17 protein-coding genes are annotated in these 17,167 nt (G+C 39.6%); 10 read left to right on the forward strand and 7 right to left on the reverse strand.

Annotation, left to right across the window (positions count from 1 at the left end; all coding sequences use genetic code 11):
- Both QM847_RS04565 and QM847_RS04570 read left to right on the forward strand, forming a co-directional pair.
- Positions 1-1,440, forward strand: coding sequence for a TrkH family potassium uptake protein (locus tag QM847_RS04565; protein WP_414354141.1), 1,440 nt, complete (start codon positions 1-3; stop codon positions 1,438-1,440).
- A 121-nt stretch (positions 1,441-1,561) separates the two neighbouring features.
- The gene (locus QM847_RS04570; protein WP_414354143.1) at positions 1,562-2,254 is read left to right on the forward strand and encodes a lysostaphin resistance A-like protein; all 693 of its coding nucleotides are present in this window, start codon (positions 1,562-1,564) and stop codon (positions 2,252-2,254) included.
- A gap of 469 nt (positions 2,255-2,723) precedes the next feature.
- On the opposite strand, the gene QM847_RS04575 is transcribed toward QM847_RS04570, so the two are convergent.
- From QM847_RS04575 to QM847_RS04585, 3 genes are all read right to left on the reverse strand, one after another.
- Entirely contained in the window at positions 2,724-4,268 is a 1,545-nt protein-coding gene (locus tag QM847_RS04575) for a peptide chain release factor 3 (protein WP_414354145.1), read from the reverse strand.
- 209 nt (positions 4,269-4,477) lie between these two features.
- Positions 4,478-5,170 (reverse strand): TIGR02206 family membrane protein, encoded by a 693-nt coding sequence (locus tag QM847_RS04580; RefSeq protein WP_269797212.1) that lies wholly within the window; start codon positions 5,168-5,170, stop codon positions 4,478-4,480.
- 24 nt (positions 5,171-5,194) lie between these two features.
- On the reverse strand, positions 5,195-5,881 hold the full coding sequence (locus QM847_RS04585; protein WP_414354147.1) for a TIGR02206 family membrane protein: 687 nt from the start codon (positions 5,879-5,881) through the stop codon (positions 5,195-5,197).
- A gap of 212 nt (positions 5,882-6,093) precedes the next feature.
- On the opposite strand from QM847_RS04585, the gene gatC reads away from it, so the two are divergent.
- The 8 genes from gatC (at position 6,094) to nusB (ending at position 13,197) form a co-directional block, all read left to right on the forward strand.
- On the forward strand, positions 6,094-6,396 hold the full coding sequence (gene gatC, locus QM847_RS04590; RefSeq protein WP_225750684.1) for an Asp-tRNA(Asn)/Glu-tRNA(Gln) amidotransferase subunit GatC: 303 nt from the start codon (positions 6,094-6,096) through the stop codon (positions 6,394-6,396).
- On the forward strand, positions 6,396-7,862 hold the full coding sequence (gatA, locus tag QM847_RS04595; protein WP_414354149.1) for an Asp-tRNA(Asn)/Glu-tRNA(Gln) amidotransferase subunit GatA: 1,467 nt from the start codon (positions 6,396-6,398) through the stop codon (positions 7,860-7,862). The genes gatC and gatA overlap by 1 nt, the downstream gene beginning before the upstream one ends.
- The gene (gene gatB / locus QM847_RS04600) at positions 7,862-9,307 is read left to right on the forward strand and encodes an Asp-tRNA(Asn)/Glu-tRNA(Gln) amidotransferase subunit GatB (RefSeq protein WP_414354151.1); all 1,446 of its coding nucleotides are present in this window, start codon (positions 7,862-7,864) and stop codon (positions 9,305-9,307) included. The genes gatA and gatB overlap by 1 nt, the downstream gene beginning before the upstream one ends.
- Before the next feature lie 87 nt (positions 9,308-9,394).
- Positions 9,395-10,390 (forward strand): zinc-ribbon domain-containing transport protein, encoded by a 996-nt coding sequence (locus tag QM847_RS04605; protein ID WP_414354152.1) that lies wholly within the window; start codon positions 9,395-9,397, stop codon positions 10,388-10,390.
- 9 nt (positions 10,391-10,399) lie between these two features.
- Positions 10,400-11,731: an SPFH domain-containing protein gene (locus QM847_RS04610; RefSeq protein ID WP_414354153.1), complete on the forward strand. Its 1,332-nt coding sequence runs from the start codon at positions 10,400-10,402 to the stop codon at positions 11,729-11,731.
- A gap of 79 nt (positions 11,732-11,810) precedes the next feature.
- Entirely contained in the window at positions 11,811-12,371 is a 561-nt protein-coding gene (gene efp / locus QM847_RS04615) for an elongation factor P (RefSeq protein ID WP_269797218.1), read from the forward strand.
- 21 nt (positions 12,372-12,392) lie between these two features.
- The gene (locus tag QM847_RS04620) at positions 12,393-12,782 is read left to right on the forward strand and encodes an Asp23/Gls24 family envelope stress response protein (protein WP_414354155.1); all 390 of its coding nucleotides are present in this window, start codon (positions 12,393-12,395) and stop codon (positions 12,780-12,782) included.
- Positions 12,775-13,197 carry a transcription antitermination factor NusB gene (gene nusB, locus QM847_RS04625; protein ID WP_414354157.1) on the forward strand — a complete coding sequence of 141 codons (423 nt, stop codon included), beginning with the start codon at positions 12,775-12,777 and terminating at the stop codon, positions 13,195-13,197. The genes QM847_RS04620 and nusB overlap by 8 nt, the downstream gene beginning before the upstream one ends.
- Before the next feature lie 51 nt (positions 13,198-13,248).
- On the opposite strand, the gene QM847_RS04630 is transcribed toward nusB, so the two are convergent.
- From QM847_RS04630 to accC, 4 genes are all read right to left on the reverse strand, one after another.
- The gene (locus QM847_RS04630) at positions 13,249-13,974 is read right to left on the reverse strand and encodes a lysostaphin resistance A-like protein (protein WP_414354159.1); all 726 of its coding nucleotides are present in this window, start codon (positions 13,972-13,974) and stop codon (positions 13,249-13,251) included.
- Positions 13,975-14,131: 157 nt separating this feature from the next.
- Complete coding sequence (locus QM847_RS04635) at positions 14,132-14,899, reverse strand: acetyl-CoA carboxylase carboxyl transferase subunit alpha (RefSeq protein ID WP_414354161.1); 768 nt, start codon at positions 14,897-14,899, stop codon at positions 14,132-14,134.
- Positions 14,896-15,756, reverse strand: a complete 861-nt coding sequence (accD, locus tag QM847_RS04640; RefSeq protein WP_414354162.1) for an acetyl-CoA carboxylase, carboxyltransferase subunit beta — start codon at positions 15,754-15,756, stop codon at positions 14,896-14,898. Before accD ends, QM847_RS04635 begins: the two co-directional genes overlap by 4 nt.
- 34 nt (positions 15,757-15,790) lie before the next feature.
- The gene (gene accC, locus QM847_RS04645; protein WP_414354164.1) at positions 15,791-17,158 is read right to left on the reverse strand and encodes an acetyl-CoA carboxylase biotin carboxylase subunit; all 1,368 of its coding nucleotides are present in this window, start codon (positions 17,156-17,158) and stop codon (positions 15,791-15,793) included.
- Positions 17,159-17,167: the final 9 nt, after the last annotated feature.

Below are 17,167 nucleotides of genomic sequence, written 5' to 3' on the forward strand. Positions count from 1 at the left end.
ATGAATAGAAGTATGATTCGCTTTCTTCTCGCAAAACTCCTCTTAATTGAAGCAGTTTTGCTGCTAGTTCCAGTGGCTATTGCTCTATACTACCAAGAATCAGACCAGGTCTTTATCGCCCTTTTTTCTACTATTGGTATTCTAACAGTACTGGGTGGAGCAGGGTTTATCATTAAACCAAAAGAGAAACACATATACGCAAAAGAGGGAGTCTTAATCGTTTCCCTCTGCTGGATTCTCTGGTCCTTCTTTGGTGCTTTACCTTTTGTATTTTCAGGTCAAATTCCGAACCTGATCGACGCATTCTTTGAAATCAGCTCTGGATTTACAACAACGGGAGCAACAATTTTAAACGATGTGTCTGTCCTAAGTCGCTCTCTATTATTCTGGAGAAGCTTTACCCACCTCATTGGAGGAATGGGGGTACTTGTCTTTGCCTTAGCAATTATGGATAACGCTCAGAACAGTCATATGGAGGTCATGAAAGCTGAGGTTCCTGGACCTATTTTTGGAAAAGTAGTCTCAAAACTTAAGAACACCGCACAAATTTTATATGTACTTTATCTAGCTCTCTTTGTCCTCTTTATCATTCTTTATTACATGGCAGGAATGCCACTCTATGACAGCGTCGTTATTGCTATGGGGACTGCTGGTACTGGTGGTTTCACTGTTTATAATGATGGTATTGCTCACTATCAAAGTTCTTTAATTACCTATCTCACAAGTTTTGGGGTCTTAGTATTTGGGGTCAATTTCAACCTCTACTACTATCTCATGCTACGTCGAGTAAAGGAATTCTTTTTCGATGAAGAGCTACGCGCATATTTCCTAATTGTTATCACTGCTACCGGTCTCATCACTTTAAACACACTCCATCTTTATCATAGCCTTGCAGATAGCTTTGAGATGGCTCTCTTTCAAGTTTCAAACATCATCACTACCACTGGTTTTGGTTATGGAAATACTACTAATTGGCCACTCTTCTCTCAATTTATCCTCCTCTTATTGATGGCTATTGGAGGTTCTGCTGGTTCAACAGCTGGTGGTCTTAAGATTATTCGAGGACTCATTATGGCAAAAATTGCTAAAAATCAGGTGTTATCAACTTTATCACCTCACCGTGTCCTCACTCTCCATGTAAATCAAGCGGTTATTGACAAGGATACCCAGCACAAGGTTCTCAAATATTTTGTGATCTATGTCATGATTCTAATCGGCTTGATTTTCATCATCAGCTTAGATAATAATAATCTGTTGATTGTCACTAGTGCGGTATTTAGCTGTTTTAACAATATCGGCCCTATCCTTGGCACAACAGCAAGTTTTTCAATCTTTAGTCCTTTCTCAAAGATTTTGCTTTCTTTCGCTATGATTGCTGGGCGACTTGAGATATACCCTATCTTACTGCTCTTCATGAGAAGAACTTGGTCTAAACGATAAGAAGAATGAAACTAAAATCCTCTCAAATTCGAGAGGATTTTTATACATTCATTTTGTGGTATCAGATAGAATACTTCCCGCAAATATGTTATAATAAAATAAATTTTCAGGAGGAACTTCAATGAATTTTTTTAAAGATTATCGCAAACGACTTGCATGGTTTGGCATTTTACTGGTAGCCATCGTTCTTTCACAGACCCCAATGGCACTTCTAGGTTTGCTAGCCCAAACTGAGATTCCTTCCATCTGGTCTGGAATCATTATTAGCCTTGTTTCTATACTTGTTTTATCTATCTTTTTGTATGGCGCTCATAAAAGTGAGCTTTTAGTGATTAAGAAAAAACTCTTTAGTATCAACGATTTGCCTAGAATTGCCTTGAGTTACCTAGCTATCTTTGTTGGAAATCTCATAGGTGGCATCATGTTACAATTACTTAATCAAACAACAACTTCCAACCAACAAATTCTCAATAATCTCTTCTCTGAAAGCTCACTTATTGCTATGTTCTTTCTAGTCGTTTTAATTGCGCCGATTTGTGAAGAGATTATCTGTCGTGGCATTATCCCAACCAAGCTCTTCCAAGGCTATGAAAAAGTGGGATATGTACTAGGGTGGCTACTCTTTCTCCTAGCTCACGTTCCTTCAAATTTCCCGTCATTTATAATTTACGGTTGGATGTCTGCTGTCCTAACTTGGACCGCATACACAACGCGTCGTTTAGAAATGTCTATCGCCATTCATATGGTCCTAAACAGTGTCAGCTTTATTTTGCTTACCCTAGTAGTATTATTATCGAGATATATCGGCATGTAAACTAGGACAGGAAAAAACTTAAAACAACTACTTAAAAACCCATGAATATTACTATTCATGGGTTTTCTATCTGTTACGACGTAAAACTTTACTAGTGGAGCGCCTATCCAAGTTCCATAGAAACTTGGCGTTATTTACTTAGATTGTTACACAACTACATAAATTTACTGAACTACGACACGGAGTTTGGCAAATCGATTATCTTTGCCAAACGGGGTAGTAAGGCAGTTAGCTAGTTAGCTTCCTTTATGTTACGACGGCAAAACCCACGAATCGATACTATTCGTGGGTTTTACTTAGTGAAGCGTTTAGGTAAACACTCTTAGCGCTTAGTGTTTATTAGATTACGACACTCAGTTTTACAAATGGATTCCATTTGTAAAACTAAGTTAGTGAGGCAGTTAGGCAAGTCTTATAGGACTTGCCGTAATCTACTTAAATTGCTTTGCAATCAAGTAGACTTACTGAATCACATCTTTTCTTCCAACTCCACGTCTGGATACTTGTCCGCAAACCAGCGAAGGGCAAAGTCATTTTCGAAAAGGAAGACAGGTTGGTCAAAGCGGTCTTTGGCCAAGATGTTTCGACTTGAAGACATACGCTCATCCAAATCCTCTGGTTTAATCCAGCGAACGGTCTTTTTACCCATTGGGCTCATAACGACTTCTGCATTGTACTCATTTTCCATCCGGTGCTTGAAGACTTCAAACTGCAATTGACCAACGGCACCTAACATGTATTCACCTGTTTGGTAGTTGGTATAGAGCTGAATAGCTCCTTCTTGTACCAATTGCTCGATTCCCTTGTGGAAGGATTTTTGTTTCATGACGTTCTTAGCAGATACCTTCATGAAGATTTCAGGGGTAAAGGTTGGCAGTGGTTCAAATTCAAATTTGTTTTTGCCAACTGTCAAAGTATCTCCCACCTGATAAGTACCAGTATCGTAAACCCCGATAATATCTCCTGCTACGGCATTGGTCACATTCTCACGACTTTCTGCCATAAACTGGGTAACATTTGATAGTTTAGCACTCTTACCAGTACGAGGAAGATTAACACTCATACCACGCTCGAATTCACCCGATACGATTCGAACAAAGGCGATACGGTCACGGTGACGAGGGTCCATGTTGGCTTGGATTTTAAAGACAAAACCTGAGAAATCCTTATCATAAGGGTCGACAAGTTCACCGTCTGTTTTCTTGTGCCCATGAGGTTCTGGAGCAAACTTGAGGAAGGTTTCTAAGAAAGTCTGCACCCCAAAATTAGTCAAGGCCGAGCCAAAGAAGACTGGTGTCAAATCACCTGCAAGAATGGCTTCTTCTGAGAATTCATTTCCTGCTTCATTCAAGAGTTCGATATCCTCTTTCACTTGTTCGTAGAATGGGTTGCTAGCAAAGAGTTTATCGCCATCTTCTAGGCTGGCAAAACGTTCAGCTCCTTTGTAGAGTTCCAAACGTTGGTTATAGAGGTCGTAGAGCCCCTCAAAGGCTTTCCCCATCCCGATTGGCCAGTTCATTGGGTAGCTAGCAATACCTAGGACTTCTTCCAATTCTTGCAAAAGGTCTAGTGGTTCACGACCATCTCGGTCCAACTTATTCATAAAGGTAAAGACTGGAATCCCACGATGTTTAACAACCTCAAATAATTTTTTGGTTTGGGCCTCGATACCCTTGGCAGAGTCCACTACCATTACCGCAGCATCCACCGCCATCAAGGTACGATAGGTATCTTCTGAGAAATCCTCGTGCCCTGGAGTGTCTAGGATATTTACGCGCTTACCATCATAGTCAAACTGCATCACAGATGAGGTTACCGAAATCCCACGTTGTTTTTCAATGTCCATCCAGTCAGATTTGGCAAAAGTCCCTGTTTTCTTCCCTTTTACGGTACCTGCCTCACGAATTTCTCCCCCAAAGTAGAGCAATTGTTCAGTAATAGTAGTCTTACCCGCGTCTGGGTGAGAAATGATGGCAAAGGTACGGCGTTTCTTAATTTCTTCTTGAATAGTCATAAGTTCTCTTTCTTTCTACTTTTTTAATTATTTCGACTTTTAATCACTCTTTGTTACATTGGACTCTAAGATTCCTTTCAACACTCCATTATATCGGATTTTAGAGAGTTTTTCAATCGCTTATAAAAGAAACAGCAGATCAAGATAGTTGACCTACTTTTGAGATTCTTTTGTTCAATATTTATTTTATATCGCTAGTTACAATCTCTTCAAAATTTAATTGTTTCTAAAGCAATTTTCTTTTTCCAGCGTTTCTTAAACAAAATATCAAAGAGTACTAGAGCTGAAGATAGAATGATAGAAACCATAAGATACTTTATCCATAAAGGAGCGTTAGGAATAAAAGGTGTCGCATTCAAAAGCCCATAATTCCCTCCCGTTACTTGGTTGACCCCTACTAAAAATAGATTGAGAATAAAGGTGTAAGCGATAATTCGATACTTTTTAAGTAAGGTCTTATCGTAGTGATTCATGAGATAAACCAGAGAATTAACCAAAAGAGCGTAATGTCCAATCAAGAATGAAAAGCTGGTAATATGCGGAAAGTCATAAGGATCAAAGACTGGATAACCCAAGGCAAATACTGCCCCGCTAGCTCCCAAAAGTGCAAAATACTGCTTGATTTTCCACTTATCTGGCAGAAAAACAACAGCAAACATGGCCAAACGACAATGGTAAAGAGGTAGGCTGTTTGAAAACGGAATGCTAAAACCAATATACCAAGTGTAAAGAGCTAATAACTGGACTATTTGAATCCCTTTAAAGAGTTTAACAAATGTTGAATTCTCGTGATAAGCAAGTGAACCGTAAATAGATAAGGCAAGTAACAAAATGATTACCCCATACCAGATGATAGAGATGGCAGGCGGTGCAGTCGATTCAGTTGTAAAAAAATGATTCATAAAATCTCCTTATGGTAACAAATTTCAGATTTTTGTCTTCCTGATTGTATGTTTATATTTAACAAGTTGATTGATGAGGATGATAACTCCTATCATCAAGCTGGTCACTATCAAATAGTTAAGCAAACCGCCATGATCCCCAATCACAGGAGGCTTGCTCATAAAGCCATAATTCCCTCCTGTTGAAAAATTAGCTAGAAAGATAATAGCATTGATACCAAAGGTCATCTGACAAATCTTCCAAATATCCCTATTTTCAACGTGATAATATCTAACAAGATAAATCAAGCAGTTAGCCAAGAGGGCCCAGTGTCCGAAAACATTGTTCACCGAGGAAACATGGGGGAAGGGAAAAGGATAAAAAACTGGATAAACTAAAGCCATGATAGAACCAAAGACTCCCAACAAGGCAAAATATTGTTTAAAAAATGTCTTATTTGGAGCAAAAAGAATAATCCACATAGCCATGCGGCTATGGTAAAAAGGGAGAGCCTCAGACAGGGGCAGGCGCGCCGAAATATACCAAGCGTTGATAATCAGCAATTGGATCAATTGTCCCCAATACCAAAAATCTCGATAGCGCTTAGAAGAGGTATAACGAATCGATAAAACGGTTATAACTACTAAAGACGTAGGTAATAAAAAGTACCAGGCTCCCAAGTGTGGAGGGACTGTTTTTTTACTGGTAAAAAGCAACTCCCAAAGCGTCATGTTTCATCCTTAACATGTTCTAGTTTGATTAATTCTACATCCTTTTTACCAACTAGAAACTACTGTTATTCTTTCTACTGATTTCAACCATTATATCGAATTAAAATCCTTTTTTCAATTTCTATTTCTTTTCAGCTTCTCTTGCCTTATTTATAGGAAAATATGGTAAAATAGAACAGATAAATAATCATCATTTCACGAAAGGATATCCGATGAAAATTACGCAAGAAGAGGTAACTCACGTTGCCAATCTTTCAAAATTAAAATTCTCAGAAGAAGACACTGCTGCATTTGCAACAACACTCTCAAAAATTGTTGATATGGTCGAATTGTTAAGTGAAGTCGACACAACTGGTGTCGCACCTACTACAACTATGGCTGACCGTAAAACTGTCCTCCGACCTGATGTGGCTGAAGAAGGAACAGACCGTGACCGCTTATTTAAAAATGTGCCTGAAAAAGATAACTACTATATCAAGGTGCCAGCTATCCTAGATGATGGAGGAGATGCCTAATGACTTTTAACAATAAAACCATTGAAGAGTTGCACAATCTCCTTGTTTCTAAGGAAATTTCAGCAACTGAACTAACTCAAGCAACTCTTGAAGATATCAAATCTCGTGAGGAAGCCCTTAATTCATTCGTTACTATCGCTGAAGATCAAGCTCTTGCACAAGCTAAAGCCATTGATGAAGCTGGAATCGATGCTGACAATGTTCTTTCAGGGATTCCCCTAGCTGTTAAGGATAACATTTCTACAGATGGTCTCTTAACAACAGCAGCCTCAAAAATGCTCTATAACTACGAACCTATCTTTGATGCAACAGCTGTTGCCAATGCAAAAGCTAAGGGCATGATTGTCGTCGGGAAAACCAACATGGACGAGTTTGCCATGGGTGGATCAGGCGAGACTTCTTACTACGGTGCTACTAAAAATGCTTGGGATCACAGCAAGGTTCCTGGTGGATCATCAAGTGGTTCAGCTGCAGCAGTAGCTTCTGGACAAGTCCGTTTATCACTTGGTTCTGATACTGGTGGCTCTATCCGCCAACCCGCCTCCTTCAACGGGATTGTTGGTCTCAAGCCAACCTATGGAACAGTTTCACGTTTTGGTCTTATTGCATTTGCTAGCTCATTAGACCAAATCGGGCCTTTTGCACCAACCGTTAAGGAAAATGCCCTCTTGCTTAATGCTATTGCTAGCGAAGATACTAAAGACTCAACTTCTGCCCCTGTCCGCATTGCTGACTTTACTTCAAAAATCGGTCAAGACATCAAAGGCATGAAAATTGCTTTGCCTAAGGAATATCTTGGTGAAGGGATTGACCCAGAGGTTAAGGAATCTATCCTCAACGCTGCTAAGCACTTTGAAAAACTCGGTGCTATCGTTGAAGAAGTTAGCCTTCCACACTCTAAATACGGGGTTGCAGTATACTACATTATTGCTTCTTCAGAAGCTTCATCAAACTTGCAACGCTTTGACGGAATCCGTTATGGCTATCGTGCAGAAGATGCAACTAATCTTGATGAAATCTATGTAAACAGCCGTAGCCAAGGTTTCGGCGAAGAAGTAAAACGCCGTATCATGCTTGGTACTTTCAGTCTTTCATCAGGTTACTATGATGCTTACTACAAGAAGGCTGGACAAGTTCGCACCCTCATTATCCAAGATTTCGAAAAAGTCTTTGCGGATTATGACTTGATTTTGGGACCAACTGCTCCTAGCGTTGCCTACGACTTGGATTCACTCAACCATGATCCAGTTGCTATGTACTTGGCTGACCTTTTAACAATTCCTGTCAACTTGGCTGGTCTACCAGGGATTTCTATTCCTGCTGGATTTGTTCAAGGTCTACCAGTAGGACTCCAATTGATTGGTCCTAAGTATTCAGAAGAAACAATCTACCAAGCTGCTGCTGCCTTTGAAGCAACAACAGATTACCACAAACAACAACCCGTGATTTTTGGAGGTGATAACTAATGAACTTTGAAACAGTCATTGGACTTGAAGTCCACGTAGAGCTCAACACCAATTCAAAAATCTTCTCACCTACTTCTGCCCACTTTGGGAATGACCAAAATGCCAATACAAACGTGATTGACTGGTCTTTCCCTGGGGTACTACCTGTTCTCAATAAAGGTGTTGTCGATGCTGGTATCAAAGCAGCTCTTGCCCTCAACATGGACATCCACAAGAAGATGCATTTTGACCGCAAGAACTACTTCTACCCTGATAATCCTAAAGCCTACCAAATCTCTCAGTTTGATGAGCCAATCGGTTACAACGGCTGGATCGAAGTGGAACTAGAAGATGGTACGACTAAGAAAATTGGTATTGAACGTGCTCACTTAGAAGAAGATGCAGGTAAAAACACCCACGGTACAGATGGCTACTCTTATGTTGACCTCAACCGTCAAGGGGTACCATTGATTGAGATTGTATCTGAAGCAGACATGCGTTCACCAGAAGAAGCCTACGCTTATCTAACAGCCCTTAAAGAAGTTATCCAATATGCTGGTATTTCTGACGTTAAGATGGAGGAAGGCTCTATGCGTGTGGATGCCAACATCTCCCTTCGTCCTTATGGTCAAGAAAAATTCGGTACCAAAACTGAGTTGAAGAACCTCAACTCCTTCTCAAATGTTCGTAAGGGTCTAGAATACGAAGTGCAACGTCAGGCTGAAATCCTTCGTTCTGGTGGTCAAATCCGCCAAGAAACTCGCCGTTATGATGAAGCTAATAAAGCAACTATTCTCATGCGTGTTAAGGAAGGTGCTGCAGACTACCGCTACTTCCCAGAACCAGACCTACCACTCTTTGAAATTTCAGACGAGTGGATTGAGGAAATGCGCACTGAGTTGCCAGAATTTCCAAAAGAGCGCCGTGCTCGCTATATTTCTGACCTTGGTTTATCAGACTACGATGCTAGCCAGTTGACTGCCAATAAAGTCACTTCTGACTTCTTTGAGAAAGCTGTTGCCCTAGGTGGTGATGCTAAGCAAGTCTCTAACTGGCTCCAAGGTGAAGTAGCCCAGTTCTTGAATGCTGAAGGTAAGACGCTTGAACAAATCAAATTGACTCCAGAAAACTTGGTAGAAATGATTGCTATCATCGAAGATGGAACGATTTCATCTAAGATTGCTAAGAAAGTCTTTGTCCACCTAGCTAAAAATAGTGGAGGTGCTCGTGAATACGTTGAAAAAGCTGGTTTAGTTCAAATTTCAGATCCAGATGTTTTGATTCCAATCATCCATCAAGTCTTTGCCGATAACGAAGCTGCTGTTGCCGACTTCAAGTCAGGAAAACGAAACGCTGACAAAGCCTTCACAGGATTCCTCATGAAAGCAACCAAAGGCCAAGCCAACCCACAAGTTGCCCTCAAGTTACTTGCTCAGGAATTAGCTAAATTAAAAGATAGTGAATAATTATTTCTAAACAGAACTGACATAAGCTGTTATAGATTTATACAGTATGAATGTCTTAAGCTTTGCATCCACATAGTTAGGAGACATATGAAAAAGATATATACTCTTATCGCTACTTTCCTACTACTTCTGCTTGTGACCCCAATGCAATCCATTGATGCTGGTGTTGGCCATTCTCGAAGTGGTAGTAGTAGCCGAAGTAGCTCCAGTTCCAGCTCCAGCTCTCGATCTCGATCGAGTTCAAGTAGTAGCGGAAGTCGATCAGGTGGTAGCTCTTCCTACAGAAGCAGTTATAGTTCGAGTGATAGTTCCTATAGTTCTAGTTCCTTTGGTCCTGGAATGAATGGTGTGATAATTATCATTATCATTATCTATCTCATAGTAATTCTTATCAAATATTTTAATAGTCAAGACTCGTATCACAAGCCATATCGTAGGCCAACACCTGTGAAACATGTCCCTGTGCCACCTGTACATCGTCGAGTTGAAAACAATAACCAAGCTATTGATCGTCTTAGATATTATGATCCAAACTTTGATGCCTCTACCTTCACTTCTTGGGTTAAAGAAGTCTATATCCAGTTGCAGGCTGCTTGGACTAAAAAAGATTGGAATTTGGTTCGATCTCTTGAAAGTGCTAGTCTCTATTCACAACACAGTTCTCAACTTGAAGAACATATACAATCCCAAACAACTAATGTTTTGGAACGTGTCTATGTTGAAAATGTTAGAATCAAAGATTTTATTAGTAATCCAGATGGAAACGATACTTTGGTCGTTATCTTATCGTCTACCTTGAGAGACTATGTCATCGAAGATAAGACTCGTAAGGTTATCGAAGGAGATCCTCAACAAGATCTATTTACAGTTTATCAAATGAACTTCATCCGCAAACATGGTAGCCAAACTGAAAACAATGTTCAAGATGAAGCTGTTAGCGACCACTGTCCAAACTGTGGTGCTCCACTTAGAATCTCAGCTATAAGTCAATGTGATTATTGCGGAGCTGAACTCACACGTAGTCCAAATCAATGGGTTCTTGATACCTATGAAGTTGTGGATGAAGACGAACTTTATAATTAGGAGGAAATTATGGGATTTATTCGTGCTGCCCTTTCAGCTGGGCTAAATAGTTTTAATGATAGCAAATTCAAGGAAGCCGTTGTACTTCCAGACCATGTCTCTTCAGACGTCATGGCCATCAAGGGACAATTGCTTACAAAAGATCCTGACGGTAGTTCAAGACAAAGCAACCAAAATACTGGTCTTTTAACAGACGGTTCTGTTGTTATTGTCCCTCAAGGATATGTTGCTGTTCTTGTCAATAACGGTACCTTCCTAGGGGATGTACTTGAAGCCGGAAGCCATGAATGGCGTGCAGGTGATAACGCTTGGCTCCTTGAAAAAGGTGGAATCAAGGGTACTTGGGAAAACTTCAAAAACCGCTTCTCTTTTGGTGGACAAGTCATTACTCGACAAGAAATCATCTTTATCCGTATGCAACCAATTGCAGGGAATAAATTTGGTACCCAAAATGCTGTAGAGTATTTCAGTGAACGTTACCAACAATTACTCAACATTCGTTTTTACGGATTATTTGATATCAAGGTTGCTGATCCTGTACTTTTCTATGTCAGCTCTATCAGCCAACAAATTGAAGATCATAAACCATTTACAATCCAAGATATTGCTCAAGGAACACTTCGACAAAATATCTCTCCAAAAATCGCAATTGCTATCGCTAAGTATACCAATGAAAACAGAGTTGATATCTATAGCCTCAATGCCAACCAAGATACTTTCAATGAACTTGCTAAACAAGAAGTCAACAAGGTATGGACTGGTCTTTACGGTATTGAAGCAACCAATATCCTTCTTGAAGACTTGAGTTATGACCAAGAAAGTCTTGAAATTGTTCGCAAACTTGATAGCGAACTAGTTGCCATGAAATACAACACGATTGAGATTGAAGAACGTCGTGCTCGTAACGAAGCTCTCATTGCGGCTGCCAATAATGAAGGCAATGGCAATGGTATGAACATGATTATGGGAATGAACCTAGGACAAACCCTCGGTGGTCAAATCAACCAACAGGCCCAACCTATGAATCCAAATCAAAGCTATACTCCGGTACAACCCGCTGATCCAAACCAAGCTGTTACTCCCGTACAAACTGCAAATCCTGAACAAGTTGCTAGCCCAGTACAATCTGTTAATCCTGAACAGACTATTATCCCCGAACAAGCAAGTAACTCAGTGGAACCTACTCATCAAGAAGTAACAAGTTCTGCAGAAGAAACCACTAAACCTGAACAATCAACCAATTCAGAACAAACTGCAAATAAAAACTTTTACATCGAAGTGGATGGTAAATATGTCTTGGTAACCAGAAATGAAAATGGGGATATTGTACCCGTCAACTAGTTCTTCTTCTCTGACATTTGAGAATTCTGGGCTATTATGATACAATAAAGAGTAAACTATTTATAAAAGAGGTATAAACATGATTGAAGCAAGTAAACTAAAGGCTGGTATGACCTTTGAAACAGCTGACGGAAAATTGATCCGCGTTTTGGAAGCTAGCCACCACAAACCAGGTAAAGGAAACACTATCATGCGTATGAAATTGCGTGATGTCCGCACTGGTTCTACTTTTGAAACAAGCTACCGTCCAGAGGAAAAATTTGAACAAGCGATTATCGAAACTGTGCCAGCACAATACTTGTACAAAATGGATGGAACAGCTTACTTTATGAATACTGAAACATACGACCAGTATGAAATTCCTGTTGCTAACGTTGAAAACGAATTGCTTTATATCCTTGAAAACTCTGATGTTAAAATCCAATTCTACGGAACTGAAGTAATCGGTGTAACAGTACCTACAACTGTTGAATTGACAGTTGCTGAAACTCAACCATCTATTAAAGGTGCGACTGTTACAGGTTCTGGTAAACCAGCAACTATGGAAACTGGTCTTGTCGTGAACGTTCCTGACTTTATCGAAGCTGGACAAAAACTTGTGATTAACACTGCTGAAGGAACTTACGTTTCTCGCGCTTAATCTATAGAAAGAGGTCATTCTATGGGAATTGAAGAACAACTAGGCGAAATCGTTATCGCCCCACGTGTACTTGAAAAAATCATCGCTATTGCTACTGCCAAAGTAGAAGGAGTCCACTCTTTCTCAAATAAATCAGTATCTGATACTATTTCAAAACTCTCACTTGGTCGCGGTGTATATCTAAAAGAATCTAACGAAGAATTGACAGCTGATATCTATCTCTACCTTGAGTATGGTGTTAAGGTACCTAAGGTAGCAATGGCTATCCAAAAAGCCGTTAAGGATGCGGTTCGTAATATGGCAGATGTCGAAATCTCTGCTGTCAACATTCACGTTGCTGGTATTGCGCCAGATAAAACACCAAAACCAGCATTAACAGATTTGTTTGATGAGGACTTCCTCAATGACTAGTCCATTATTAGAATCTAGACGCGAACTACGTAAATGTGCTTTCCAAGCACTTATGAGTCTTGAATTTGGTTCTGATTTAGAGACAGCTTGTCGCTTTGCCTACACTCATGATCGTGAAGACGAAGAGGTAAAACTCCCTAGCTTTCTTACAGATCTAGTATCGGGTGTTCAAGCTCAAAAAGAGGATTTAGATAAACAAATTACTCAGCATTTGAAAACAGGTTGGACAATTGATCGTTTAACCTTGGTTGAAAAAAGTATTCTACGTTTAGGAGTTTTTGAAATCACTTCCTTTGATACTCCTCAACTCGTGGCCGTTAATGAAGCTATAGAGCTTGCTAAGAATTTTTCAGATCAAAAATCTGCCCGTTTTATCAACGGACTCCTCAGTCAATTTGTAACAGAAAAAAATTAAATACAAGAAAAAGTGTTTGACAAATGTCAAACACTTTTTCTTTGCTTCACTCTATCTAAAAAAACGATCATAGATTAAATTAGAAAGCAACAACCAGATGAAATCTGCATGAATGAGAAAGTTAATAAAAATATGGCACAGGATTGTGATTTTTAGATTCTTTGTCCAGCGGTAGACTAGGGCAAAGAAAAGACCGGAAAAACTATAAACCATCAAACTGATAGGGTCACGATGAGACAATACCAAATGACTGAACCCAAATATCAGAGCTGATAAGATAACATCCAAGTAATACTTGGACTTAGGGAAGAAGGTATTCATAAAATAGCCTCTATGAACAATCTCCTCCAATATAGGTCCCAAAATGACAACTGAAACAAAAGAGAAGCAAGTCGTTAAAATAGTAGATTCCCCACTGATGGAAATGACTGAAAGAAGGTCTTCAAAGATATAGTGATTATTAATGAAGTGACTAAACTGTAAGTAAAAAGCACTTAAGAACTGACGGATAAAATAAGTAGCCACTAGACTAACTAAAAGGTAAAAGAATCTGGATTTCTTCGAACCCTTTTTCTCAAAAATATAGAACATTTTTTTCCTTTTAAGCCAATAGATAACTAGTCCTAAAAGAGCTAGTTGCTCTACTGCTACAATAATAGAATAGCCATCCATACCCCAGACAAATAGCTTAGCCAGATAGAGACTACTGTAGTCTAGTAGATAAATTGATAGAAATACCAGTAATGTATAGATTCCTAATTGGCCTAGTTTTTTCATACTCACTCCTAACAATCTTTGTTAACTTATTTTCATAGCATATATATCTTTTATTATGTTAACAGTTGTTTTCCTTAAAGTCAATTTTTTATTCTGAAATTTCAGTATTTCTTGTCGCAATAAAAGCTAGAACTTTTTCCTAGTTCTAGCTTTCTTTTTAATATTTTCTAAAGCGTTGGTATCGTTCTTCCAATAGCTTCTCTAAAGGAATAGATTTTAATCTCTCCACTTCTAGCTCTAGTTCATTTTTTACATGAGCTAATAAGTCTTTACTAGTGAGACCACTTTCTGAAATAACCTTATCGACAACTTCCATCTCTAAGAGTTCATGAGATGTAATTTTCATTAGTTCTGCTGCTTCCATAGCACGACTGCCATCTTTCCAAAGGATAGAGGCAAAGCCTTCAGGACTGAGAACTGCATAGATGGAATTTTCCAGCATCCAAACTCGGTCAGCTACTGCAAGTGCAAGAGCTCCACCAGATCCACCTTCACCGATTATAATTGCGATGATAGGGACCTTAAGATCACTCATTTCCATGAGATTTCGAGCAATCGCTTCTCCTTGTCCACGTTCTTCTGCTCCTACTCCGGGATAGGCACCCGCAGTATTGATAAATGTCACAATTGGACGGCCAAATTTTTCAGCCTGTTTCATCAAGCGAAGGGCTTTTCGATATCCTTCAGGATGAGGTTGTCCAAAGTTACGGTTGAGATTATCTTGTAAACTTTTACCTTTTTGTATGCCTACTACGGTTACTGCTTGGCGACCTAACCAACCGATTCCACCGATAATAGCACCATCGTCTCTAAAAGAGCGATCCCCATGTAATTCAATAAAGTCATCGAAGATTCCCACTGCAAAATCCAGAGCAGTTAATCTACTTTGTTCACGTGCTTTTCTGACAATTTTTGCAATCTTCATCTGTGACTCCTCCCATGTAGTCTCACTAATCGAGAGATCATATCTGGTAGTTCTCTTCGTCTAACAATCGCATCCACAAAACCATGTTCCAGGAGAAATTCTGCCTTCTGGAAATCCTCTGGCAAATCTTCTCTCACCGTGTTTTCAATAACTCGGCGACCGGCAAAACCAACTAAACTTTGAGGTTCTGCTAAGATGATATCTCCCTCCATGGCAAAAGAAGCCGTTACACCTCCTGTTGTAGGATCAGTAAGAATGGTCAGATAAAAGAGACCTGCCTTAGAATGACGTTTCACAGCAGCAGAAACCTTGGCCATTTGCATTAAGCTCATAATACCTTCTTGCATACGAGCTCCACCAGATGCTGTAAAGAGAACGACAGGTAATTCCTCAAGAGTTGCAAATTCAAACAAACGAGTGATTTTTTCACCAACAACTGTTCCCATAGATGCCATAATAAAGTTGGAATCCATGATTCCAAGAGCAACTTTTTCACCCTTAATCAAAGCAGTTCCTGTAACAACAGCCTCATCTAGCCCTGTTTCCTGACGAATTTGGGCTAATTTTTTACGATAATCAGGGAATTTCAAAGGGTCTTTAGTTTCAATTCCAGTAAACATCTCTACAAAACTATTGGGTTCAACTGTTAAATCCAACCGTTCTTGAGCAGAAATACGGAAAGTATAGCTGCAGTGGGGACAGATACGCTCACTTCCCAAATCTTTTTGATAGATAGTGTGTTTACAAGCTGGACACTTAGAAAACAGTTCATCTGGCACTACTGGTTTAGCTTGCTTTTTTTGCGTACGATTAGGTGTAATTCGAATATATTTATCTTTTTTACTAAATAGAGCCATACATCCCCCTTTTCAGTCTCATACTCTAGAATACTTATTTTTTAGCTTGATAATTTGGTAAGAAGGTTTCCATCAAGAAGGAGGTATCATAATCTCCTGCAATTACACGACTATCTGAAATCAAATCCAATTGAAAATTAGTATTAGTCTCCACACCTTCAATTTCAAGCTCACATAGAGCACGTTGCATTTTCATCAGTGCATCAAAACGATTTTCACCATGAACAATGACTTTAGCAATCATACTATCATAGTAAGGTGGAATAGTATAGCCTGGATAAACTGCCGAATCTACTCTCAAGCCTACACCACCACTAGGAAGATAAAGATTTTTTATCTTACCTGGACTAGGTGCAAAATTAAAAGCTGGGTTTTCTGCATTGATACGACACTCAATGGCATGTCCTTTTAGAACAATGTCTTCTTGCTTTAACGTCAAGGGATGACCAGCCGCGATACGGATTTGTTCCTTGACAATATCCACACCAGAAACAAATTCTGTGACAGGATGTTCTACTTGGATACGAGTATTCATCTCCATAAAGTAGAATTTACCAGTTGCTTCATCTAGTAAGAATTCAATGGTCCCAGCATTTTCATAACCAACAGATTCCGCCGCACGGACTGCTGCAGCACCTATTTCATTACGGAGTGTCTTACCAATCGCAATAGAAGGGCTTTCTTCTAAAACCTTTTGGTTATTCCGCTGAAGCGAACAATCACGCTCACCTAGGTGAATAACATGTCCCATTTGATCAGCAAGAATCTGTACTTCAATATGGCGGGCAGGATAAATCACGCGCTCTAGGTACATAGCACCATTACCAAAGTTTGCTTTGGCTTCACTAGAGGCTGTTTCAAAGGCTGATACGAGATCGTCTGCCTTTTCAACCTTACGAATTCCTTTACCACCACCTCCAGCTGAAGCTTTCAGCATGACAGGATAACCAATTTTTTCTGCAATAGCCAAGGCCTCTTCTGCAGTATGGACTTCTCCATCTGAACCAGGAATGACGGGTACATTAGCCTTAATCATTTGAGCACGGGCGTTAATTTTATCCCCCATGACATCCATTACACGAGCTGAAGGACCAATAAATTTGATACCGACTTCTTCACACATAGTTGCAAATTTGGAATTTTCACTTAAAAAACCAAATCCAGGGTGAATAGCTTCTGCCTCGGTTAAAACTGCAGCAGATAAAATAGCATTAATATTTAGATAAGACTCTGTTGCCTTACCAGGACCGATACAAATAGCCTCATCAGCTAAAAGTGTGTGTAGAGCTTCTTTATCAGCAGTTGAATAAACAGCAACTGTTGCAATTCCCAGCTCTCTTGCCGCTCGAATAATTCGAACTGCGATTTCTCCACGATTAGCAATTAAAATCTTTCGAAACATGGATAACCT

Origin of the sequence: Streptococcus timonensis (assembly GCF_047463455.1) — a bacterium.
Taxonomy (GTDB): domain Bacteria; phylum Bacillota; class Bacilli; order Lactobacillales; family Streptococcaceae; genus Streptococcus; species Streptococcus timonensis_B.